This window comes from Chromobacterium fluminis (genome assembly GCF_011602385.1).
In the GTDB taxonomy this organism is placed as follows: domain Bacteria; phylum Pseudomonadota; class Gammaproteobacteria; order Burkholderiales; family Chromobacteriaceae; genus Chromobacterium; species Chromobacterium fluminis.
Genome location: NZ_JAAOMA010000001.1, coordinates 178,001 through 201,076, shown reverse-complemented (window position 1 = coordinate 201,076; position 23,076 = coordinate 178,001). Strand labels below are relative to the sequence as shown.

Below are 23,076 nucleotides of genomic sequence, written 5' to 3'. Positions count from 1 at the left end.
CATGGCCTCGACACCAAACGAATCGGACCATGCCAAGCTCCCGCCTGCTTATTTCATTGATCTTATTGCTGTCGGCTACGCCCGTTTGGGCCAAGCTCGATTACAGCGTGCGCGTCGACGCGCCTTCCGGCCTGGCCGGCTTGCTGCAAGACAATCTGGAATTGGTCACCAGCCGTCTGGAAGAAGAAATGGACGAAACGCTGCTGACCGAACTGGTGCGAAGCACCCCGGAGGACGCGCGCAAGCTGCTGGAGACCGAGGGCTACTTCGACGCGCGCGTTAATGTGCGCGAAGAAAGCGCCCGGCAGTACGTGGTCGAGGTCAAGCCCGGCGAACCCACGCTGATCGACGACGTCGTCATCCGCCTCAACGGGCCGATACGCGACGAAGGCGATTTCCAGCAACGCTTCGCCGCGGTGCTGGAGGCCTGGTCGCTGCCGATGGGCGCGCCTTATCGGCAATCCGACTGGGACGGCAGCAAGCGCGCGGTGATGCGGCTCATCACCGCCGACCGCTTTCCCAGGGCGCAGATCAGCAAAAGCGCGGCGGAAATCGACCCGGCTACCCGCCGCGCGCAGCTGGTGGTGGACATCGACAGCGGGCCGGTGATCCTGTTCGGCGACATCACCGTCAAAGGCATGAAGCGTTATCCGGAAAAGATCGCCACCGGCCTGGCGGATTTCTCCCCCGGCACCGCCTACCGGCTGCAGAAAATTTTCGATTACCAGTCGGCGCTGGAGCAGGCGCCGCATTTCTCCAATGTGGTGGTCAGCGCCGACATGGCCCATATCGACCCGGACACCCATCGGGTGCCGGTGGAGGTGGACGTCACCGAGATGCCGCGCCAGAAGCTGGAGCTGGGCTTGATCTACGACTCCGGCGACGGCCCCGGCGTGCGGGTCGGCTACGATCATTACAATATCTTCCGCCGCGGCTACACCGGTTCTCTGGTGACCAACTGGAAGAAGAACCAGCAATCGTTGTCGCTGGGTTTGGGCTTTCCGCGCCAGTCCGACGGCTATTCCCACTCCATCACCAGCGCTTTCAAGACCGACGACGTGCAGGGCCTGAAAACCCGCAGCAGCGACGTGGGCGGCTGGCGCACTCGCACCCGCGGCAATATCGAGGCGCGCCTCGGTCTGCAGTACTTGCTGGAAAGCGAGGAGGCCGGCGGCGTTTCCAACAAGGACACCCGCGCCTTGCAACTGGTCTACGGCTGGACCCAGCGCGCGGTGGACGATTTGATGCGGCCGCGTTCCGGCGTCTTGCTGGACTTCCAGCTTTCCGGCACCGTCGGCAGCGCGCTGTCCTCCACCTCCTATGTGCGCGGCTACGCCCGAACCGTCGGCTACTGGTCGCCGTTCCCCAAGTACGGCACTTTCGTCGGCAGGCTGGAATTGGGCCAGGTGTGGGCCAACGACAAGGACGCGGTGCCGTCCTCCATCCTGTTCCGCGCCGGCGGCGCCAACAGCGTGCGCGGCTACGATTACCAGAGCCTGGGCCTGCCGGGTCCCAACGGCTCGGTGCTGGGCGGCCGCGTGGTGGCCACCGGCAGCCTGGAGTATCAAATTCCGATCAAGCCGGACTGGTATCTGGCGCTGTTCACCGACGCCGGCAACGCCAGCCAGAGTTGGAAGGGCTTCCAGGTGGAGCGCGCCAACGGCGTCGGCGTGCGTTGGATGAGCCCGGTGGCCCCGCTGGCCTTCGACTTCGCCAAGGCGGAGCGCGACGGAAAAATCCGCTGGAACCTCAGCCTGGGCCTGGCCTTCTGACCCGAATGCATTCATGAGCGAAATCGACACCTCCCCCACTCCCGACACCGCCCCGCCGCCGCCGGCCAAGCCCAAGCGCCGTCGTTGGCGCTGGCTGCTGTGGCTGCCCTTATTGTTGGTCGCGCTGCTGCTGGCCGCCAGCGCCTGGCTGACCGGAAGCCGCGCCGGCTTCGCCTGGCTGATGCAGTCGCTGGGCAGCCTCAGCGGCAACGCCGTCAGCGTCAAGCAAGCCGAAGGCACGCTGTGGGACGGCTTCAAACTGAGCGAGGTGCGCGTGCGCAGCGCCGGCAGCGACGTGGACATCGAATCCGTACAACTGGACTGGCGGCCGAGCGCTTTGTGGCAGCGCCAATTGTGGGTGCGGCAATTGGCGGTGGGCCACGTCAAGGTGGCGGTGAAGCCGACGCCGGCCGCTCCGCCCAGCGGCGCGCCGGAATCGCTGGCCTTGCCCCTGGGCATCCGTCTGGACAGGCTGAGCGTGGCCAGCGTGACGCTGGAACCGGCCAAGCTGCGGCTTTACGGCCTGGAAGCCGGCTACCTTTACGACGGCCGGCGCCACGATCTCAAGCTCAAGCGCCTGGGCTCGCCCTGGGGCGAGGCCGCGGCGGTGCTGCAATTGGCCGACGCCAAGCCCTTCGCGCTGCGGGGCAAGCTCAGCGCCGAGGGCGAGCTGGACAAGATTCCCTATCAGGCGAGGCTGGCGCTGGGCGGCGATCTGTTGCACCTGAGTTTCGACGGCGAGTTGTCCGGCAAGGACCTGGTGGCCGACGTCAAGGGCGGCCTGCTGCCCTTCGCCAGCAATCCCTTCAACAGCTTCACCCGGCTGGACGCGCGCATGGCGGGCATCAATCCGCAAGCCATCCTGCCGGAATGGCCGCGCGCCAAGCTCAGTTTGGCGGTGTTCGCCGAGCCGGACGCCGGCCAGCGAGTCAAAGGCGGGCTGACCCTGCTCAATGAGCTGGCCGGCCCCTTGTCCGAGCAGCGCTTGCCGCTGTCCTTGCTGGCCGGCGAGTTCCGCGCCGACGACAAGGCGCTGGAGCTGTTCAACACCCACGCCCGGATCGCCGGCGGCGAAATCGGCCTGGCCGGCCAGGTGCGGCCGGACCGGCTCAAGCTGGCGTTGGATATTTCCAAGCTGGGCCTGCGGCAATTGCACGCCGACGCGCCGGACGACAGTCTGGACGGCCGAGTGACGCTGGACGGCCCTCTGAGCGGTCCGAACATCCTGGCCCAGCTTAAGGGCAAAACCCTGCAGGCCAAGGCCGATGTCGGCTTTGCGCCGGCGCCGTCTCCGGCGCTGCTGGTTCGCCAGGCGGAATTGACCGCCGGTGTGGGCAGCCTGGCTCTGTCCGGCCAATTGGGCCTGGACGGCAAGCAATTGTTCGATTTCAACGGCAAGCTCAATCGCGCAGACCCGTCCAAGCTCAAGCCCGGCCTGCCCAGCGGCGACCTCAACGCCAGCCTGCAGGCCAAGGGCCAACTGGCCAGCCCGCTGAACGTGGCGGCCAAGCTGCAGTTCGCCCCCAGCAAGCTGTCCGGCGCGCCGCTTAGCGGCGCCGCCGACCTGCAATTGCAGGGCGAACGGCTGAAATCGCTCAGCGCCGACCTGAGGCTGGCGCAGAACCGGCTGCAGGCCAACGGCGCTTACGGCGCCGCCGGCGACAAGCTAAAACTTTTGATCGACGCGCCCAACCTTGGCCTGATCGGCCCCGGCTTCTCCGGCGTGGTTAAGGGCCAGGGAGAACTGGCCGGCACGCCCAAGGCGCCGTTGATCAGCGCCAATCTGCAAGCCGACCGCCTGAAGCTGCCGGGCAATATCGCCGTGCAGAGCATGCAATTCAGCGGCAACGTCAAGGCCGACCAGAACAGCCCGTTCCAGCTCAAGCTGGATGTGGCCGCGCTGCAAGCCGGCGGTTTCCGCGCCGAGCAGCTGCGCGCCAGCGCCAACGGCACCCGCGCGCGCCACGGCCTGCAACTGGACGGTCGTTTCCGTCTGGCCGACCACCCCTATGCGCTGCAACTGGCGGCCAGCGGTGGCCTGCGCGGCGAGGCCGGGCCCTGGGCCGGCACCTTGAGCAAGCTGGAGCTGAGCGGTCGTCCCGGCCTCAGCCTGCTGGCGCCGGTGACGCTGGAGCTGGGCGAGCAGATCAAGGTGGGCAACGCCCGCTTGGCTGCGCTGGGCGGCAGCATTACCTTGGCCGAACTCAACCGCGGGACCAACGGAGCGCTCAGCACCCGCGGCTCCGCGCGTGGCTTGAGGCTGGCGGAGCTGGGCCCCTTGCTCAGCCTGCCGGTGAAGCAGGATCTGAGCTTCGATTCCGATTGGAACCTGAATCTGGCGGCCAACGCCAAGGGCCAGTTCACGCTGCGCCGCGCCGGCGGCGACGTGCAGCTGCCGGGCGACAAGGGCAAAGACGTGGCGTTGGGGCTGAAGACCGCCGCCGTCACCCTGACGCTGGACGGCGGCCGCGCCTTGTTCGACCTGAATCTGGACAGCCGCTATGCCCAGTTACAAGGCAAAGGTTCCGTGCCGTGGAACGGCGGCGCCATCGACGCCAAAACCCCGCTCAACGCCACCGTCAGCGCCAGCGTGCCCTCGCTGGCGACGCTGGCCAGCTTCGCCGGGCCTTCTTTGGAACTGGGCGGTCAGATCGGCGCCAATCTGGCGCTGACCGGCGCGCTGAGCCAACCTATGGCGCAAGGGACGATACGCGGCGACAAATTATTGCTGGCTGACCGCCGCACCGGCATCCGCCTGGGCGACGGCAGCCTGCTGGCGCGGTTGGACGGCCGCAAGCTGGTGTTGGAGCGCTTGCGTTTCGCCGGCGGCGAAGGCGAGGTGGCGGCCAACGGAGCGCTGGATCTCAGCGGAGACACCCCGGATGCGCGGGTGGCGGTGGAGTTGCGCAAGTTCGGCGTGTTCGACCGTCCCAACCGCCGCTTGGTGGTGTCCGGCCGCACGGAGCTGGCGATGGTGGCCGGCAAGTTGTCGCTGACCGGCCATATCCGCGCGGATCAAGGCCGTATCGGCCTGCCCAAGTTCGGCGCGCCCAGCCTGAGCGACGACGTGATGGTCAAGGGCCGGCCGGAGCTGGAGCCGTCGGCCTTCGCCAGCATGCCGCTGACGGTGGCGCTGGATCTGGACCTGGGCGATCACTTCCGTTTCTCCGGTCAGGGCCTGAACGTGGACTTGACCGGCTCGGTGCGGGTTAGCGCCAACCCGGGCGAAGCGCCGGGCGCCAAGGGTCAGGTGCGCGTGGTCAAGGGCCGTTACAAGGCTTACGGCCAGGACCTGGACATCGAGTACGGCGCCATCACTTTCAACGGCCCGCTGGATAATCCGCTGCTCAATGTGCGCGCCAAGCGCCGCCTGTCGCCGGTGGGCGCCGGCGTGGAGGTCAGCGGTTCGGTGTCGGTGCCCAAGGTGCGCCTGATCGCGGACGAGCCGATGTCGGAAAAGGACAAGCTGGCCTGGCTGGTCTTGGGCCGGGCGGCGAGCGGCGAGCGCGACGACAACGATTTGGCGGCCTCCGCCGGCATGATGTTGGCCGGCTCGCTCAACGACCAGATCGGCTTGTTCGACGACTTGGGCGTGTCCAGCCGCAAGGAAAAAACCTTGGCCAACGGCACGGTGAGTCCGGCGGAGCAGGTGGTGACGGTGGGCCGTCAGCTGACCCGCGAACTGTATCTGGGCTACGAGTACGGCGTAACCAGCGCGAACCAGGCGGTGAAGCTGGCCTATCAACTGAGCAAGGGCTGGTCGATGGTGTTGCGGGCCGGCACCGACGCCTCGGTGGAGTCGCGTTACACCTTGCGCTTTGATTGAGCGACGCAATCGCCGGTCAACGCCGTATCGACGGAGCGCAGCGGTTTTGAACCGCTTCTAAAACCGCAGCGTCAGCATCCGCGCCAAAGCCCGGTCTTCCGGCTGGGCCGAGCGCATGCGTTGGCGCAGCGTCTGCCGCAGGCAATCGATGAAACCGCGCGCGGCATAGCCGTGAGCCTGCCCTTGCAGGCTGATCACGCCGATGACGATCTCCTCCATGTCTTCCCGCAGCGACAAGGCCTGGGCCTTGCCGGCGAATTCCGGACACAGCAACAAGGGCTCCGGCCCGTAGCTGAGCATGCCGGCCTGCACCAGGCCGGCCAGCAGCGCCATCGACTGCGCGCAGATCAGCCGTTCCGGCGCGATTGCCAGGCCGTGGCGGGTGAATAGACGGTCCAGCACGTGGCGGTAGCTGGCCGGGCTGTAATTGACCACCCAATCCTGCTCCAGCAGCGCGGACAAGGACTGCGCGCGCAAGGCAGGATGGCCGTTGCGGGCGAACACTCGGCCGCCGTGACTGAACAGCGGCTGGCAATGGAATTCCTGTGCCAGCGGTTCGAACAGCGGACCGATGGCGAAATCCATCTGGCCGTCGCGCAAGCGCGGCAGCGCCACCGCCAGCAAGCCTTCGAACAATTCCAGCCGGATTTCCGGCAGACGTTGGCGAAAGCGCAACACCACTTCCGGCAATAGCGTGGGCACCAGCCAGGGCGTGACGCCTATGCATAGCCTGGCGTCGCGTTGGCCGCGCATCGCCTCCATTTCGCCGTGGGCGCGCTCCAGCTGCATCGCCACCTGGCGAGCATGGATCAGCAGCGTCTGACCCGCCTCGGTCAGCCGCGCGCCGCTGGCGTGACGCTGCAACAGGGGCAGCCGCTGTTCTTGCTCCAGCTCGCGCAGCGTCTTGCTGACCGCGGCCTGGGACAGACCCAACATGCGCGCGGCGGCGCGAATGCCGCCGCCGTCGGCCAGCGCGATCAGCGCTTGCAGTTGCTGCAGTTTCATCTCTTCTCCAAGTGGACAACCAGAAGTGTTCTCGACCACTTTCTCAAGTCTATTCACCTATTAAGTATTGCCGCTAGTCTGTGATCGCTGTCGCGGCGTCGCGTCCATCGCCGCCAAGACAGTGTGCGACAAGAGGCCCATAGACACCATAAGGAGACGACGCCATGAACGCTCACATTCTGCCCGGCATCCGCGATATCGCCCCGGCGATGATCACGCTGCGCCACGATATTCACGCCCACCCCGAATTAGGCTTCGAGGAGGTGGAAACCCGTAGCCGGGTGATCCGCTGCCTGCGCGACTGGGGCTACGAGATCCACGAAGGATTGGGCGTCACCGGCGTGGTCGGCACCCTGCGCCGCGGCGAGGGGCCGCGCATAGGTTTGCGCGCGGATATGGACGCGCTGCCGATCCAGGAAAGCACCGGCTTGCCCTGGGCCAGCCGCGTCGAGGGAAAAATGCACGCCTGCGGCCATGACGGCCATACCGCGATGCTGCTGGCCGCAGCCTGCGAGCTGGCGCGGCGCGACAGTTTTAGCGGCACCGTGCATCTCTTTTTCCAGCCCGCGGAGGAGGGGCATGGCGGCTCCGGCGCCAAGCGCATGCTGGACGACGGCCTATTCCGCTTGTTCCCCTGCGACGCCATCTTCGCCATGCACAATATGCCGGGCTTTCCGGTGGGGCAGCTGGGTTTCCGGCCCGGCCCGTTCATGGCTTCCACCGACACCGCGGTGATTCGCATCCACGCCACCGGCGGTCACGGCGCGATGCCGCACAAGGCGGTGGATCCCATTGTGGTGGCGGCTTCGCTGGTGATGGCCTTGCAAAGCGTGGTGGCGCGCAATGTGCCTCCGCTGGACATGGCCGTGGTGACGGTGGGGGCGATCCTGGCTGGGGAGGCGCCGAACGTGATTCCGGAGAGCGCGGAAATGCGTTTGAGCGTCCGCGCCTTGCGGCCGGAGGTGCGCGCTTTGCTGCGCCAGCGCATCGAAGCGTTGGCCGAAGCGCAGGCCGCCGGTTTCGGCGCGCGCGCCGAGGTGGATTATCAATACGGCTATCCGGTGTTGATCAACGACGAGGCGGCCACCGCGCTGGCGCGGCAGGTGGCGCTGGACTGGCTGGGCGAGGACGGGGTGGCGGCGGAGATGCCGCCGCTGACCGGCAGCGAGGATTTCGCCTTCTGGCTGGAGCGGGTGCCGGGCTGTTATCTGATCATCGGCAACGGCGATGGAGAGGGCGGCTGCATGGTGCATAACCCCGGCTACGACTTCAACGACCAGGCTTTGCCGGTGGGCGCCAGCTACTGGGTTAAGTTGGTGGAGCGTTATCTAGGCGGCGCGGCGGGGGGCGGACAATGACGGCGGCGCAATGGGCGGCCGCGCGGCCAGCCGCGCCCAGCCGGCGCGCGATCATCGCCATCACCGTGGGCAATGCGTTGGAGTTCTACGATTTCATCGTCTACAGCGCGCTGGCCACCTTGATGGGGCGCTTGTTTTTTCCGTTCAGCGACGAGCCGTTGTTGCAGCTGATGCTGTCCTTCGCGGTGTTCGGCACCGGTTTCATCAGCCGGCCGATAGGCGGCATCGTCATCGGCCTGTACGCGGACCGCAAGGGACGCAAGCCGGCTTTGCGGCTCAGCCTGTGGTTGATGGCGATAGGCTCGCTGTTGTTCGTGGTGGCGCCCACCTATGCGCAGGCCGGCTTGTTTGGGCCGGCGCTGGTGGTGGTGGGGCGGCTGGTGCAGGGCTTCGCCGTCGGCGGCCAGGTAGGCGCGGCCACCTCCATGCTGATGGAGTACGCCGATGATAAGTCGCGCGGCTATTACTGTAGCTGGCAGTTGTTCAGCCAGGGGCTGGGGGTGTTGGCCGGCACGCTGACGGTGAGTTTACTTAGCGGCTTGTTGTCCGCGGCCTCGATGGATGCCTGGGGTTGGCGGCTGGTATTCGCCATCGGCGTGTTGGCGATCCCGGTGGGCGAGTACATTCGCCACCAACTGGACGAGACCGCGTCGTCGGCGGTTGCGCCGCGGGCGGCGGTGGAGCCGGCCGGCCCTTTGTTGCGGCGGCATTGGCGGCAGTTGCTGGCCGGGGTGTTGTTGACCATTGGCGGCACGGCGCCTACCTTCATCGTCGGCCATTATCTGGCCAACCACGCGGTGACGGTGCTAGGCATGCCCTTGGCGGTGGCGATCTGGGCCGCGTCGACCGCGGCCTTGCTGCAAGTGCTGTTGTCGGTGCCGGCCGGGCGCTGGAGCGACCGCATCGGCCGGCGCAAGTCCATCCTGTGGCCGCGCTTGTTGCTGCTGCTGTTGATCTATCCGGGCTTCATGTTGGTCAACGCGGCGTCTAGCTGGCCGGTGCTGCTCTTGGTGGTGGCGATATTGACCTTGCCGCTGGTGTATACCTCGGTGCCCAGCATCGCCTTGCTGCCGGAGCTGTTTCCGCGTCGCATCCGCGCCAGCGGCATGTCCATTGTTTATTGCGTGGGGGTGATGATTTTCGGCGGTTTCGCTCAGTTCTTCGCCGCCGGTCTGATCAAGTTGACCGGAGATCCCAATGCGCCGGCCTTGTACGCGGGGCTATGCATGTTGGCGTCGTTGATTGGGCTGGCGATGGTGCCGGAAACGGCGAACCGGCCGCTGGATTGAGGCTGGCGGCCTTCGTCTGAATCCGGCCCCGCCATGCGCCGGCCTGGATTCAGACGGACAGTCGCTGCCGCAAGGCGTCCATCCGTTGTTCCATCGCCTCGGCCGACAGCGGCGCGCCCAGCAGATAGCCCTGCATCGCCGAGCAGCCCAGCTTGCCCAGGTAGATTTGCTGCTGCGGGTGTTCGACGCCCTCGGCCAGCGTGTCCATGCCCAGCGCGTTGGCCAGGTGAACGATGGCGGAGACGATGGCCGCGTTTTCTTCGTCCTGCGGCAGATCGATGATGAAGGAGCGGTCTATTTTGATGGTGTCCGGCGCAAAGCGTTTCAGATAGGCCAGGCTGGAGTAGCCGGTGCCGAAATCGTCTATCGACAAGCGCACGCCCATCGCCTTGATCACCGCCAATTGGCGCGCGGCGAAATCCGCGTCCTCCATCAGCGTGCTCTCGGTGACTTCGATCTCAAGGCAGTAGCCGGGCAAACCGCTGCTTTGCAGTGCGTCGCGCACGTCGTCGACGAAGTCCGGCCGCGTCAGTTGCCGCGCCGAGACATTCACCGCCATGCGCACCGGGCGCAGGCCGCTGTCGTACCATTGCGCCGCCTGGCGGCAAGCTTCGCCCAGCACCCAGCGTCCCAGCGGCACCACCAGGCCGGTGTCCTCTGCGATGGGAATGAAGCGCGAGGGCATGATCAAGCCGTGTTCCGGATCGCGCCAGCGCACCAGCGCCTCGCAGCCGAGCAGGCGCTCGCCGCTCATATTGAACTGCGGCTGATAAACCAGATAGAGCTCGCCATGTTCGATGGCGCGGCGCAGCCGGGTTTCCAGATGCAGCCGTTCGGCCACTTCCACGTTCATTTCCCGGGTGTAGAAGCGGAAGGTGCTGCGACCGTGCGCCTTGGCGTGGTACATGGCGAGATCGGCGTTCATCAGCAGATTCTGCAGGTCGCGGCCATCGTCCGGCATCAGGCTGATGCCTATGCTGCAACTGACGGTAAGCTGGTGGGCGCCGATGTCGAAGGGGCGTTGCATCGCGGCCAGCACGCGTTCGGCCACTTGCGCGGCCTCGCCGGGCTGATCGATGGACGGCAGGATGAGCACGAACTCGTCGCCGCCGGTGCGGCCGACAGTGTCCAGCGCGCCCACCGCGGCGCCCAGGCGGCCGGCCGCCTGTTTCAACAGCTCGTCGCCCAAGCCGTGGCCCAGGGTGTCGTTGATGTTCTTGAAGTGATCCAGATCGACGAACAGCACCGCCAACTGGCCCTGACGCAACTCGGCCTGGCGGATCGCCTGCTGCAGCCGGTCGTTGATCAGCACGCGGTTGGGCAAGTCGGTCAGCGCGTCGTACTCGGCCAGGTGCTGGACCCGCGCCTCTTGCTCCTTGCGTTCGGAGATGTCGGTGAACAGCGCCACGTAATGGCTGATTTCGCCCTGTTCGTTTTGCAGCACGCTGATGTTCAGCCATTCCGGGAAGATGTCGCCGTTCTTGCGGCGGTTCCAGATCTCGCCGGACCATTGGCCGCGCTGGGTCAGCTGCTGCCACATGTTTTCGAAGAAGGCCGGTTCGTGACGGCCGGAGGCGAGCAGGGCGGGAGTCTGGCCCAGCGCCTCGTTCTCTTCGTAGCCGGTGATCGCGCAGAAGGCGCGGTTGACCGCCAGGATGCGGTTGTCCGGGTCGGTGACCAGGATGGCCTCGTTGCTGGATTCGAACACCTTGGCGGCCAGCCGCAGTTGGCGGTCGGTCTGGCGGCGGGCGGTGATGTCGCGGCCGGTGGCGCACAGATAGTCTTCGCCCTGGTAGTTGAGCGGGCTGACGGTGACCTCAAGCCATTGCTCTTCGCCGCAGCACTGCAGCCGGGTGTCGAAGGTGCGAGGCAAGGCATCCGCGGCTGGACGGAACAGCGCGCGGGTCAGCGTTGCGGCGTCGCAACCGCAATCCAGCCGTTGGCGCGCCGCTTGATTGCAGTAGACGATGTCGCCGGCGGAGTTGCGCAACGCGATCAGATCGGTGGCGTTGTCCACCATGAAGTGGCTGAGGCGCAGGTCGCGCGAGCGCTGTTCCAGCGAGAGGTGGCTTTGCTGCAGGTCCTGGCGGTAGCGCTGCACCAGCGCGTTGAGCCAGCGCAGGAAGAACCAGCAGAAGGCCGCGGCGACCAAGAGGGCGGCCAGGGTCAGCAGCAAGGTGGCGACGATGCGTTCGCGCAGGCTGCGCTCCAGTTCCTGTCGCGCCCGTTGGCTGCTGTCTTCGATGGACTGCACGCGCAGGCTGGTGACCAGGGTCCAGTCCCAGCCCGGCAGTTGGCGCGCGTAGGACAGATAGCGCTCGCCTTGCGGCGCGTCCAGGCTGCTGATCAGGTATTCCATGAAACCGCCTTGCTTGCCGCGGCGGATCAGTTCAGCAATGCGGCCGCGGTCGGCGCCGGGCAGGGCGGAGTAGTGCTTGCCGTTCATCGTCGGATTGGACGGGTCCAGCAAGATCACGCCGTGGCGGTCTATGATCATGAAGTCGCCGCTGTCGTGGCCGAAGCGCATCCGCGCCAGCATCTCCAGGCCTTGCTTCTGCATATCGGTTTCGACGTTGTTCAGATACTCGCCGCTGCCTATCAGCCAGTTGTAGGGCCCGAAACGGCGGGCATAGGCGACTTTCTCGCTCATCTCGCCTCGGCCCGGCTGGTACCAGCGGTAAGAGCTGAAGCCGCGCTGTTGAGGGTTGTCCACGGATTCGATCAGCGCGCGCATGATGTAGCGGCCTTGGTCGTCGCGGTTGGCCAGGAGCGAGCCGCCTTCCAACTGCGGCGCGGTGGGCAGCAGCACGCAGCGCCCGTCCAGGCCGTCGATGAAGAAGTAGCCGCGACCGTCGAAATAGCGCAGCGGCCGCAGCGCCTCCGCGATCAGCCGCTGCACCTGATGAGGCGGGCGGCGAAGGCGTTCCTGGCGCCAGATGGCGTCGGCCAGGCTCCAGGCCTGGTCCACCTGTTCGCGCAGCCTTTGCTTTAGAGTGTCGTTGGTGCGTTCGCGCAGCGCGGACAGGGTTTGAGCGGCGTGGTCGGCGTAGGAGCGCAGGTAGTCGCGCGCGCGGGCGTAAGCGTCCTGGCGTATGGTGTGCTGGCGGGTCTGGAAGTCGTTCCAGCTGCTCAGCAGGAAGTAGCTGGACAAGGTCAGCGCCAGCATGAACACAATGGCGAGCGTGCCAAACAATTGCAGACGGGACAGCTTGGCCTGATTCAGCTCCATGTTTTTGTCGTTATCGCTCGGTGGACCGGCCAGTATAAGGGATTATCGCGTTTGTCATGGCAAAATGTCGGGCCGGCCGGGGCGGAATCGGGTAGAATGGCGGCCGGAAGTTGGCCAGACAGTCGCCGCGCGAATTCGCAAGAAGGAGCGGGGAGGAAAGTCCGGGCTCCGTAGAGCAGGATGCCGGTTAACGGCCGGACGCCGTGAGGCGATGGAAAGTGGCGCAGAGAGCTGAACCGCCGATGGCCGGAAGAAGCGCCCGCAAGGGCGTGGATTCTTTATTTCGCCGCGCAAGCGGCGGGACGGATCAGGCAAGGGTGAAAAGGTGTACTGGCCGGGCGAGAGTCCGGTCGGACAGGTAGGGTGTGGTGCCCTATTCTGCGGTAAGAGCGCACCGCGGACGTGGTAACACGGACGGCAGGCAAAACCCCATCCGGAGCAAGACCAAATAGGGGGAATTGACGTTGCTCGCGTATATCCCCGGGTAGGTCGCTTGAGCCTGTCGGTAACGGCAGGCCTAGAGGAATGACTGTCCAACGACAAGACCCGGCTTATCGGCCAACTTCCACCTCATCCCCGCGATCCCATGGCTTGACGCTATGGGGTTTGCTCAAAAAATAAGCAAAAAAAATCCACGTCCCAGGGAAAAAGCTTTACAATACCGGCCCTTCAGTCAGCTATCCCAGAGTTTTGCAAGCATGCGCATTGGTTCGTACACATTGAAAAACCGGCTGATCGTGGCGCCCATGGCCGGGGTGACGGATAGACCGTTCCGCATGCTGTGCAAGCAATTGGGCGCCGGCATGGCGGTATCGGAAATGATCACCTCCAACAAGGCGCTGTGGACCACGGCCAAGACCTTGCGCCGCGCCGATCACGCCGGCGAGGTGGAGCCGATCTCGGTGCAGATCGCCGGTTCCGATCCGGCGCAAATGGCCGAGGCGGCGCGGCTCAACGTGGAGCGCGGCGCGCAGATCATCGACATCAATATGGGCTGTCCGGCCAAAAAGGTGTGCAATGTGGCCGCTGGTTCGGCGCTGCTGCGCGACGAGGCGCTGGTGGGCCGCATCCTGGAGGCGGTGGTCAAGGCGGTGGACGTGCCGGTGACGCTGAAGACGCGTACCGGTTGGAGCCCTGAGCACCGTAACGCGTTGAGGGTGGCCAGGCTGGCGGAGGATTGCGGCATTGCCGCGCTGGCCTTGCACGGCCGCACCCGCGAGGATATGTATCGCGGCGCGGCCGAGTACGACACGATACGCGAGGTGAAGCGGCAGATCCGGATTCCGTTGATCGCCAACGGCGACATCGATACCCCGCAGAAAGCACAGTGGGTGCTGGAACATACCGGCGCCGATGCCATCATGATAGGACGGGCGGCCCAGGGCCGGCCGTGGATTTTCCGCGAAATTCAGCATTTTCTGGATAGCGGCGAATGCCTGCCGCCGCCGGAGGTGAGCGAGATCCGCCAGCTCTTGCTGGGGCATCTGGATGAGCTATACCAGTTTTACGGCGAATACTCGGGCTGCCGCATCGCCCGCAAGCACATCGCCTGGTACACCAAGGGACTGCAGGGCGGAAATGCGTTCCGCCAGCAGATGTACCAACTCGAGTCCACGGCGGAGCAGCGCTTGGCCGTGGCGGCTTATTTCGACCGTTTGGCGGGGGACTCCGAACGGCTGGTGTACTTGGATGGCGCTGGGGAAGCGTTGGACCACGACCTGGAGACGGTGGTGGATGGCTAATTCCAATCAGACTTGGACAGAATAATAACCATGCAGAACAATGACCATATCTCGCAGTCGGTGCGGCTGGCGATGGAACAGTATTTCAGGGACCTGGATGGCGAGAACCCCTCCGCCATCTACGACATGGTGTTGGCTTGCGTGGAAAAGCCATTGCTCGAGGTGGTGCTGATACACACCCAGGGCAATCAGACCCGGGCGGCGGAGTTGCTGGGATTGAACCGCAACACCCTGCGCAAAAAGATGAAGTCTTATGATTTGATATGAAGACAAACCGGCCATACCGAATAGGGTGGCCGGTTTTTTTTGTGTTCCTTTTTAGTTAACGCGGTAGAGAACCATGAGCAAAATCGAACGCGCGCTGATCAGCGTCTCCGACAAGAGCGGCATTCTGGAATTCGCCCAGGCCCTGGCCTCCCAAGGCGTGCACATCCTGTCCACCGGCGGCACCGCCAAACTGCTGGCCGACGCCGGCGTGCCGGTGACCGAGGTGTCCGACTACACCGGCTTCCCGGAAATGCTGGACGGCCGGGTCAAGACCTTGCATCCGAAAGTGCACGGCGGCATCCTGGGCCGCCGTGATCTGCCGGAACACGTGGCCAAGATGGCCGAGCACGATATCGGCAACATCGATCTGGTCTGCGTCAACCTCTACCCGTTTGAAGCCACCATCGCCAATCCGGACTGCGAGCTGGAAGACGCGATTGAGAACATCGACATCGGCGGGCCGACCATGGTGCGTTCCGCCGCCAAGAACTGGGCGCACGTGGCCATCGTCACCGACGCCGCCGATTACGCGGCGCTGGCCGAGGAAATGCGCGCCAACGGCGGCGCGCTGTCCAAGGCCACTCGCTTTGAGTTGGCCAAGAAGGCCTTCACTCACACCGCGGCCTACGACGGCGCCATTTCCAACTATCTGACCAGCCTGGCCGACGGCGCGCTGGCGGGCAAGCCGGAACGCGTGGCCTTCCCCAAACGCCTCAACGCTCAGTTCGTCAAAGTTCAGGACATGCGTTACGGAGAGAACCCGCACCAGGCGGCCGCCTTCTACCGCGATCTGGACCCGGCCGCCGGCTCCATCGCCAATTACCGCCAGCTGCAAGGCAAGGAACTGTCCTACAACAATATCGCCGACGCCGACGCCGCCTGGGAGGCAGTGAAGACCTTCGAGGATACCGCCTGCGTCATCGTCAAGCACGCCAACCCCTGCGGCGTGGCGGTGGCGGGCGACACGCTAAGCGCCTATCGGCTGGCTTTCGCCACCGACACCACCAGCGCCTTCGGCGGCATCATCGCCTTCAACCGCCCGGTGGACGCCCCCACGGTGGAAGCGGTGACCGGCCAGTTCCTGGAAGTGTTGATCGCGCCGGCTTTCACCGAGGAAGCCAAGGCCGTCATCGCCGCCAAGAAGAATGTGCGCGTGCTGGAAATTCCGTTGGAAGCCGGCTCCAACCGCTTCGAACTGAAGCGCGTTGGCGGCGGCGTGCTGGTGCAGACGCCGGACATCCGCAATGTGGGCCTGGACGAGTTGCGCGTGGTGACCCAACGTCAACCGACGCCGCAGGAGCTGTCCGACCTGTTGTTCGCCTGGCGCGTGGCGAAATATGTGAAGTCGAATGCAATTGTTTTCTGTAAAAATGGTCAGACGGCCGGTATCGGCGCCGGTCAGATGAGCCGCGTGGACTCCACCCGCATCGCGGCGCGCAAGGCGGCGGACGCCGGCTTGAGCCTGCAGGGCGCGGTGGCGTCGTCCGACGCCTTCTTCCCCTTCCGCGACGGCATCGACGTCATCGCCGAACAGGGGATCAAGGCCATCATCCAGCCGGGCGGTTCGATGCGCGACGAAGAAGTCTTCGCCGCCGCCGACGAGCACGGCATCGCGATGGTGCTGACCGGAGTGCGTCACTTCCGCCACTGAGTTTTTCCGATTAACCGGAGGAGGCCGGCATGCCGGCTTCTTTGCATGGATTTGTTGTTTTTCTGATGAGAGCAATTGTTTGTTGGCTGGGCGCCGGCTTGTTGGCGTCCTGCAGCCTGGCGGCGCGGGCCGAAGAGCCGGCCGCCGAATCGCAAGGTTTCTGGCAACGCGGCCGCGCCAATATCGAGGCGGCCTGGCGTTCCGACCAGTACGAGCTGTATGTGCCGGCGGTGACGTGGCACAACCGGGCCTTCTACGATAGAGAGAAGATCAAGCAGTTCAACGAACGGCCGTGGGGCTTGGGCCTGGGGCGCTATCGCTACGACGCCGACGGCGATTGGCACGCGGTGTACGCGATGGCCTTCCTTGATTCGCATAAGGACGTGGAGCCCTTCGTGGGCTACGCCTTCCAGAAAATGTGGCGTCCGCTGGATGGCTGGCGCTTGGGCGCGGGTTTTACCGCCGGCGTCACCGCGCGCTCGGACTACAGTTACGCGCCGCTGCCGGCGGTGCTGCCGCTGGTGTCGGTGGAATACCGCCGCCTGGCCTTGCAGGCCACTTATATCCCGGGCGGGCATAACAACGGCAATGTCCTGTTTGCCTGGTTGCGTTGGCAATTGTGATCGAATGAGAAATCCGGCGCGCCGAGGCGCGCCGCAAAAACGAGTGGAGCATCGCACATGAAAGTACTGGTAATCGGCTCCGGCGGGCGCGAGCACGCGCTGGCCTGGCGCATCGCCAAGTCGCGCCGGGTGTCCAAGGTCTTCGTCGCGCCCGGCAACGCCGGCACCGCGCTGGACCCCAATCTGACCAACGTCGAGCTCGGCAGCGTGGCGGAATGGGTGGCTTTCGCCAAGCAGGAGAAAATCGAGCTGACCGTGGTGGGCCCGGAAGCGCCGTTGGCGGCCGGCGTGGTGGACGCCTTCCGCGCCGAGGGGCTGCGGATATTCGGCCCCACTCAATACTGCGCGCAGTTGGAAAGCTCCAAGGATTTCGCCAAGGCCTTCATGAAGCGCCACGGCATCCCCACCGCCGCTTATGAAACCTTCAGCGACGCTGCCGCCGCCCATGCTTATGTCGACGCCAAGGGCGCGCCCATCGTGATCAAAGCCGACGGCCTGGCCGCAGGCAAGGGCGTGGTGGTGGCCTTGACGCTGGACGAGGCGCACGCGGCCATCGACGACATGCTGGTGGGCAACAAGATGGGCAGCGCCGGCGCGCGCGTGGTGATCGAGGACTTCCTGCAAGGCGAGGAGGCCAGCTTCATCGTGATGGTGGACGGCGACCACGTGCTGCCCATGGCCACCAGCCAGGACCACAAGCGGCTGCTGGACAATGATCAGGGCCCGAACACCGGCGGCATGGGCGCGTACAGCCCGGCGCCGGTGGTGACGCCGGCGGTGCACAACCGGGTGATGCGCGAAATCATCCTGCCCACGGTGCTGGGCATGAAGAAGGACGGCCACAGCTATACCGGTTTTCTCTATGCCGGGCTGATGATAGATGCCCAGGGCAATCCTTATACCATCGAGTTCAATTGCCGCTTCGGCGATCCTGAAACCCAGCCCATCATGGCGCGGCTGAAGTCCGATTTTACCGTGCTGCTGGAAGCCGGCGTCAACGGCCGCCTGAACCAGGTGGAGGCGGAATGGGACCGGCGCGTGGCCTTGGGCGTGGTGCTGGCGGCCGAAGGCTATCCGGAAGCGCCGCGCAAGGGCGATCTGATCAGCGGTCTTCCGCCGGAGAGCGAGGACGGCATGGTGTTCCACGCCGGCGTCAGCCTGGACGCGGGCAAGCAGCTGCGCAGCAACGGCGGGCGCGTGCTGTGCGCGGTAGGCCTGGGCGACAGCGTCAAGATGGCGCAGGGCAAGGCTTACGTGTTGGCCGACCAGATTCAGTTCGCCGGCAAGCAGTTGCGCCGCGACATAGGCGCGCGCGCGATCGGCCGCAAACATTAGCGTCTTGCCGTTTGATAGAGAAACAGCGCCGCAAGCGGCGCTGTTTTCATTTCCGGGCTTGGATCCAGCTCAGCCCAGTTCGGCCTGGCGCAGGCCAGGCGCGGCGCCGTCCTTAGGCGACAGTTGGGGCTCTTCGTCCAGCGGCCAGGCGATGCCCAGCTCTGGGTCGTTCCAGGCAATGGCGCGTTCCAGATCCTTGAACCAATAATCCGTGGTCTTGTACAGAAACTCGGCGCTGTCCGACAGGGTGAGAAAGCCGTGGGCGAAGCCCGGCGGCACCCATAACTGACGCTTGTTGGCGGCGGACAGGCGCGTGCCCACCCATTGGCCGAAACTGGCCGAGCCGCGGCGGATGTCGACGGCGACGTCGAAGACCTCGCCTTCGATCACCCGAACCAGCTTGCCTTGAGCGTGCGGCGCCAATTGATAGTGCAGGCCGCGCAGCACGCCTTTGGCCGAACGGCTGTGATTGTCCTGAACGAAGTGGACTGAGCAGCCGACGGCGGCTTCGAAGCGCTGCTGATTGAAGCTTTCGAAGAAGAAGCCGCGCTCGTCGCCGAACACGGTGGGCTCAATGATTTTGACGTCGGAAATGACGGTGTTGATGATATTCATGCGTTGCTCGTCGGTATCAATAAACTGGCTGATCCAGCATCGCCAACAGATAACGGCCGTAGCCGGTTTTCTGCAGCGGTTTGGCTAGCTGGCGTACCTGTTCGTCGCCTATCCAGCCGGAGCGGTAAGCCACTTCTTCCGGGCAGGCCACTTTCAGGCCTTGGCGACTTTCGATGGTGGCGATGAACTGGCTGGCTTCCAGCATCGATTCATGCGTGCCGGTGTCCAGCCAGGCGTAGCCGCGGCCCATGGTTTGCACCGATAGCTGTCCCTGTTGCAAATAGACGTTGTTGACGTCGGTGATCTCCAGTTCGCCGCGCGGCGAGGGTTTGATGGACTTGGCGATGTCGACTACCTGCTCGTCGTAGAAGTACAGGCCGGTTACCGCGTAATTGGATTTGGGCTGCGCCGGCTTTTCCTCGATGGACAGGGCCTGGCCGTCGGCGTCGAAGGCCACTACGCCGTAGCGCTCCGGGTCGTTGACGCGATAGGCGAACACGCTGGCGCCGCTACGCTTGGCGTTGGCGTCCTGCAGCAAGGCGGAAAAGTCGTGGCCGTAATAGATGTTGTCGCCCAGCACCAACGCGGACGGCGCGCCGGCCAGGAAATCCTCGCCGATGATGAAGGCCTGGGCCAGGCCGTCCGGGCTGGGCTGCACCGCGTATTGCAGCTGGATGCCCCATTGGCCGCCGTCGCCCAGCAGCTGTTCGAAGCGCGGCGTGTCCTGCGGGGTGGAGATGATCAGGATCTCGCGGATGCCGGCCAGCATCAGCGTGGTCAGCGGATAGTAGATCATCGGCTTGTCGTAGATGGGCAGCAATTGCTTGCTGACCGAAATGGTGGCCGGGTAGAGCCGGGTGCCGGAGCCGCCGGCCAGGATGATGCCTTTGCGTGCCTGAGTCATTGGATCTCTTTCTGTTGCGGCTGGGCGGCGAGTTCGGCCAGCACTTGTTCGACGCCGCTTTCCCAGCATGGCAGCGCGAGGGCGAAGGTCCGCTGCAGCTTGGCGCAGTCGAGCCGGGAGTTGGCGGGGCGGGGAGCCGGCAATGGGTAGTCGGCGGTGGCGATGGGCGCGATGTCGGCGGGCGACAGCCGCAGCGTGCAGCCCAGTTTTTCCGCCTCGGCGACCAGGAAGCGGGCATAGCCGTGCCAGCTGGTTTCGCCCTGCGCCGCCAGGTGGTAGCTGCCGTAGGCGAAGTCGGCCGGCTTGCGCAGATAGTCGCGCAGCAGGGCCACGGTGACGTCGGCGATCAGCGCGGTGGAGGTGGGCGCGCCGATCTGATCGGCGACCACCCGCAAGCTGTCGCGCTCCCGGGCCAGGCGCAGAATGGTCTTCAGGAAATTGCCGCCATGGGCGCCGAATACCCAACTGGTGCGGAGGATCAAATGCCGAGGCGCGGCGGCGCGCACCGCCTCCTCGCCCTCCCATTTGCTCTGGCCGTAGACCGAGCGCGGCCGGGCCGGGTCGTCCTCGCGCCAAGGCCGTTCGCCGGCGCCGTCGAACACATAGTCAGTGGAGTAATGCAGCAAGAGCGCTTGCCGCCGCGCCGCCCACTGTGCCAGCAGCCCCGGCGCGGCGGCGTTGACCGCATGCGCTTGCTCCACCTCGCTCTCGGCGCGGTCCACTGCGGTGTAAGCGGCGGGGTTGACGATGATGTCGGGCTGGTGGCGCTCCAGTGCCTGGAGGATGCTGGCGGCCTGGCTCAGGTCCAGTTCGGTCCGGTTCAACGCGACGATATTGCCCAGCGGCGCCAGCGCGGTCCGCAGCTGATGACCGAGCTGGCCGTTGACCCCGGTCAGCAGTATGGTGGGAGCGCGTTCAGCCATAGTGCTGGTTCACCCAGTCGCGATAGGCGCCGCTGCTGACGTTGGCCACCCAGTCTTGATGTTGCAGATACCAGGCTACGGTTTTGCGAATGCCGCTATCGAAGGTTTCCTGTGGTTTCCAGCCCAATTCACGCTCCAGCTTGCGCGCGTCTATCGCGTAGCGGCGGTCGTGGCCGGGGCGATCGGCGACGAAGGCGATCTGCTCGGCGTAGCGGCGAGCCGGGTTGGCGTGCGGCGCCAGTTCGTCCAGCAGCGCGCAGATGGTCTTCACTACGTCCAGATTGGTTTTTTCGTTCCAGCCGCCGACGTTATAGGTTTCGCCCGGCGCGCCGGCTTCCAGCACGCGGCGTATGGCGGAGCAATGGTCTCTGACGTAGAGCCAGTCGCGCACCTGGCAGCCGTCGCCGTAGATGGGCAGCGGCTTGCCGGCCAGGGCGTTGAGGATCACCAGCGGAATCAACTTTTCCGGGAAATGATAGGGGCCGTAGTTGTTACTGCAATTGGTGGTCAGCACCGGCAGGCCGTAGGTGTGGTGCCAGGCGCGCACCAGGTGGTCGGACGCGGCCTTGGACGCCGAGTAGGGGCTGTTGGGCTCATAGCGGTGGCGCTCGGAGAAGGGCGCGTCGTCGGGTCCCAGCGTGCCGTAGACTTCGTCGGTGGACACGTGCAGCAGGCGGAAGGCGGTGCGGTCCGCGTCCGCCAGCCCTGTCCAGTAGCCGCGCACGCTCTCCAGCAGATTGAAGGTGCCCACCACATTGGTCTGGATGAAGTCGCCCGGCCCGTGGATGGAGCGGTCGACATGGCTTTCCGCGGCGAAATTGATCACCGCCCGCGGCTGGTGCTCTGCCAGCAGGGCGCTGACCAGCGCGTGGTCGCCGATGTCTCCGCGCACGAAGACGTGGCGCGAGTCCTGTTCAAGCGTTTTCAGAGTGTCGAGATTGCCGGCGTAGGTCAGCGCGTCGAGGTTGATGATGCGTTCATCGCTCTGTGCCAGCCAGTCCAGCACGAAATTGCCGCCGATGAAGCCGGCGCCGCCAGTGACCAAAATGCTCATATTGTTCTTTCAGTATTGCTGCGTGCTCAAAAATAAATATTAGAGAGGGCGGCTGTTTGTAAGGCCGGGTAGCGTTTTTGACCTTATCGTCCCTCAACTGCCAATTCTGAGTTTAAAGCCCCTGGAGTTCAATACGTTTTCTGTGATGCGCTGTGTGGGCAAAGCCGGCCGACGATTTGTAAAAGGCAGCGGTTTGGGGCGGGGCATGAATAAGCGGCGTTTACACCGCCAAGCCTTGGGCGGCGCTAGCGGACGGTTTGATTCACCGCCGCGAGCGGGTCAGGGGAAAAACGTTGCTTCAGCCAGGGCGAATGGCCAAAGTAAGCGCCGTTCAACTGGGTATGTTTGACGAGGTAGGAACGCAGTTTCCGGTACAGCCGGGCTTGGGGAGGCGTTGGCTTGCGCCAGAATCGATGCAGCTCGGTTTGGCAAGTCAGGCCCGGAATATCGTATAGCGCACGCCCCATGGTGATCAAAGGCTTGTCGTGATGCAAGGAGGACAAGCCGACGGTGCTATTGATGGTGACCACGCCCAGGCTATGTTTCAGCAGGCTGGGCAAATGGCCGTCGTGGATGTAGAACACGCGGGATCCGACATGATTTTGACGGGCCAGCCCACGGATATAGGTGGCGTAGTTTCTGTGTCCGCGGTCCAAAGGATGGTGTTTCAGCACCAGAGCTGCATGCTCGGGAGCGTATTGCGAAAAAGAAAAGATCACTTCCGCGATGAAGTCGCGCACATCCCGATAAGGGCTGTGATGCAGTACCTGGCTATCGTTGAAGACTTGCAAAGGCACTAGAAAATAGCGTTGGTCCCATTCCCGCAGGATACGGCGGCGCAGCTTGTGCTCTAGCGCGTGATACAGCGCTTTGCGCCAACCGGCGCGCAGCCAGCAGAAGCACTCGCGAAAAGGCGAAAAGTCCTTGTGATGACGATAGTGCGGGTAGCGCGTGCGCCAAAACCAGCCCGCGGCATAATAGGCAGCGGCGCTGCAAGCCATCCGGCGAAAAGAGGCTCTGGTGGGGATGGGGGTGGGGAGCTTGTCGGCCTCATAACGCAGCATGGCGGCTGGATCGGAGGCCAAGCGGGAGTGGGCATTGACCCCGTTTTGCTCCAGGGTGATGTAGTCGGGCCGCAGATAGCCTTCCTCGAAGGCATAGAAAGCCATGGCCTGTTCCTTGCAGATTTGGGCCGCCGCGCGGTGGTAATGGCGGCAATCGCCAAAGCAGACGACGGCGTCGATGCGATGAGCCTGTAGAAACGCCCGCAGCCAAGGGGTGAAATCCTCAGGGCGTCCACGGTAGTCGGTGGCGTCCAGATGCCGGTGATAAAGCCGATCCCCGCCGTTGAAATTGATCTTGGCCACGTGAGCGCCATGGCGGCGCAACCAACAGGCCAGTTGGTTGAAGAAGTGGCCCATCGGTCCTTGCAATAGCAGTAGGCGGTGATGGGAGAGCAGGGCTTGAGCGGCGAGCATGGACG

The 23,076-nt window shown here is 64.8% G+C and carries 16 protein-coding genes and 1 other RNA gene; 10 read left to right on the top strand and 7 right to left on the bottom strand.

What is annotated here, in order from left to right:
- Positions 1-29 precede the first annotated feature (29 nt).
- Positions 30-1,772 carry an autotransporter assembly complex protein TamA gene (locus HA052_RS00915; protein WP_166450433.1) on the top strand — a complete coding sequence of 581 codons (1,743 nt, stop codon included), beginning with the start codon at positions 30-32 and terminating at the stop codon, positions 1,770-1,772.
- Positions 1,773-1,785: 13 nt separating this feature from the next.
- Positions 1,786-5,598 (top strand): translocation/assembly module TamB domain-containing protein, encoded by a 3,813-nt coding sequence (locus tag HA052_RS00910; RefSeq protein ID WP_166450432.1) that lies wholly within the window; start codon positions 1,786-1,788, stop codon positions 5,596-5,598.
- A gap of 57 nt (positions 5,599-5,655) precedes the next feature.
- Here HA052_RS00910 and HA052_RS00905 read toward each other — a convergent pair whose 3' ends face one another.
- Positions 5,656-6,603: a LysR family transcriptional regulator gene (locus HA052_RS00905; protein WP_166450431.1), complete on the bottom strand. Its 948-nt coding sequence runs from the start codon at positions 6,601-6,603 to the stop codon at positions 5,656-5,658.
- A 164-nt stretch (positions 6,604-6,767) separates the two neighbouring features.
- On the opposite strand from HA052_RS00905, the gene HA052_RS00900 reads away from it, so the two are divergent.
- Together HA052_RS00900 and HA052_RS00895 are read left to right on the top strand one after the other, a co-directional pair.
- Positions 6,768-7,961: a M20 aminoacylase family protein gene (locus HA052_RS00900; protein WP_166450430.1), complete on the top strand. Its 1,194-nt coding sequence runs from the start codon at positions 6,768-6,770 to the stop codon at positions 7,959-7,961.
- Positions 7,958-9,250, top strand: a complete 1,293-nt coding sequence (locus tag HA052_RS00895; RefSeq protein ID WP_166450429.1) for an MFS transporter — start codon at positions 7,958-7,960, stop codon at positions 9,248-9,250. The genes HA052_RS00900 and HA052_RS00895 overlap by 4 nt, the downstream gene beginning before the upstream one ends.
- 49 nt (positions 9,251-9,299) lie before the next feature.
- On the opposite strand, the gene HA052_RS00890 is transcribed toward HA052_RS00895, so the two are convergent.
- Positions 9,300-12,479 carry a bifunctional diguanylate cyclase/phosphodiesterase gene (locus HA052_RS00890; RefSeq protein WP_166450428.1) on the bottom strand — a complete coding sequence of 1,060 codons (3,180 nt, stop codon included), beginning with the start codon at positions 12,477-12,479 and terminating at the stop codon, positions 9,300-9,302.
- Positions 12,480-12,585: 106 nt separating this feature from the next.
- Here HA052_RS00890 and rnpB point away from each other — a divergent pair.
- The 6 genes from rnpB to purD all read left to right on the top strand — a co-directional run bounded on the left by rnpB (position 12,586) and on the right by purD (position 18,097).
- Positions 12,586-13,049, top strand: an RNA gene (rnpB, locus tag HA052_RS00885) — RNase P RNA component class A.
- A 128-nt stretch (positions 13,050-13,177) separates the two neighbouring features.
- Entirely contained in the window at positions 13,178-14,221 is a 1,044-nt protein-coding gene (dusB, locus tag HA052_RS00880; RefSeq protein ID WP_081544955.1) for a tRNA dihydrouridine synthase DusB, read from the top strand.
- A 30-nt stretch (positions 14,222-14,251) separates the two neighbouring features.
- Positions 14,252-14,488: a DNA-binding transcriptional regulator Fis gene (gene fis, locus HA052_RS00875; protein WP_019100932.1), complete on the top strand. Its 237-nt coding sequence runs from the start codon at positions 14,252-14,254 to the stop codon at positions 14,486-14,488.
- A gap of 73 nt (positions 14,489-14,561) precedes the next feature.
- On the top strand, positions 14,562-16,139 hold the full coding sequence (purH, locus tag HA052_RS00870; protein WP_166450427.1) for a bifunctional phosphoribosylaminoimidazolecarboxamide formyltransferase/IMP cyclohydrolase: 1,578 nt from the start codon (positions 14,562-14,564) through the stop codon (positions 16,137-16,139).
- Between the two features lie 65 nt (positions 16,140-16,204).
- Positions 16,205-16,762: a lipid IV(A) palmitoyltransferase PagP gene (pagP, locus tag HA052_RS00865; RefSeq protein WP_166450426.1), complete on the top strand. Its 558-nt coding sequence runs from the start codon at positions 16,205-16,207 to the stop codon at positions 16,760-16,762.
- A 57-nt stretch (positions 16,763-16,819) separates the two neighbouring features.
- Entirely contained in the window at positions 16,820-18,097 is a 1,278-nt protein-coding gene (purD, locus tag HA052_RS00860; protein WP_081544953.1) for a phosphoribosylamine--glycine ligase, read from the top strand.
- Between the two features lie 69 nt (positions 18,098-18,166).
- Here the strand turns inward: purD and rfbC are convergent, their stop codons facing one another.
- The 5 genes from rfbC to HA052_RS00835 form a co-directional block, all read right to left on the bottom strand.
- The gene (rfbC, locus tag HA052_RS00855) at positions 18,167-18,712 is read right to left on the bottom strand and encodes a dTDP-4-dehydrorhamnose 3,5-epimerase (RefSeq protein ID WP_166450425.1); all 546 of its coding nucleotides are present in this window, start codon (positions 18,710-18,712) and stop codon (positions 18,167-18,169) included.
- Positions 18,713-18,728: 16 nt separating this feature from the next.
- The gene (gene rfbA, locus HA052_RS00850) at positions 18,729-19,616 is read right to left on the bottom strand and encodes a glucose-1-phosphate thymidylyltransferase RfbA (protein ID WP_081544951.1); all 888 of its coding nucleotides are present in this window, start codon (positions 19,614-19,616) and stop codon (positions 18,729-18,731) included.
- The gene (gene rfbD, locus HA052_RS00845) at positions 19,613-20,539 is read right to left on the bottom strand and encodes a dTDP-4-dehydrorhamnose reductase (RefSeq protein ID WP_166450424.1); all 927 of its coding nucleotides are present in this window, start codon (positions 20,537-20,539) and stop codon (positions 19,613-19,615) included. Before rfbD ends, rfbA begins: the two co-directional genes overlap by 4 nt.
- Positions 20,532-21,593, bottom strand: a complete 1,062-nt coding sequence (rfbB, locus tag HA052_RS00840; protein WP_081544949.1) for a dTDP-glucose 4,6-dehydratase — start codon at positions 21,591-21,593, stop codon at positions 20,532-20,534. Before rfbB ends, rfbD begins: the two co-directional genes overlap by 8 nt.
- A 245-nt stretch (positions 21,594-21,838) precedes the next feature.
- Positions 21,839-23,071 (bottom strand): capsule polysaccharide biogenesis protein, encoded by a 1,233-nt coding sequence (locus HA052_RS00835; RefSeq protein WP_166450423.1) that lies wholly within the window; start codon positions 23,069-23,071, stop codon positions 21,839-21,841.
- Positions 23,072-23,076 lie beyond the last annotated feature (5 nt).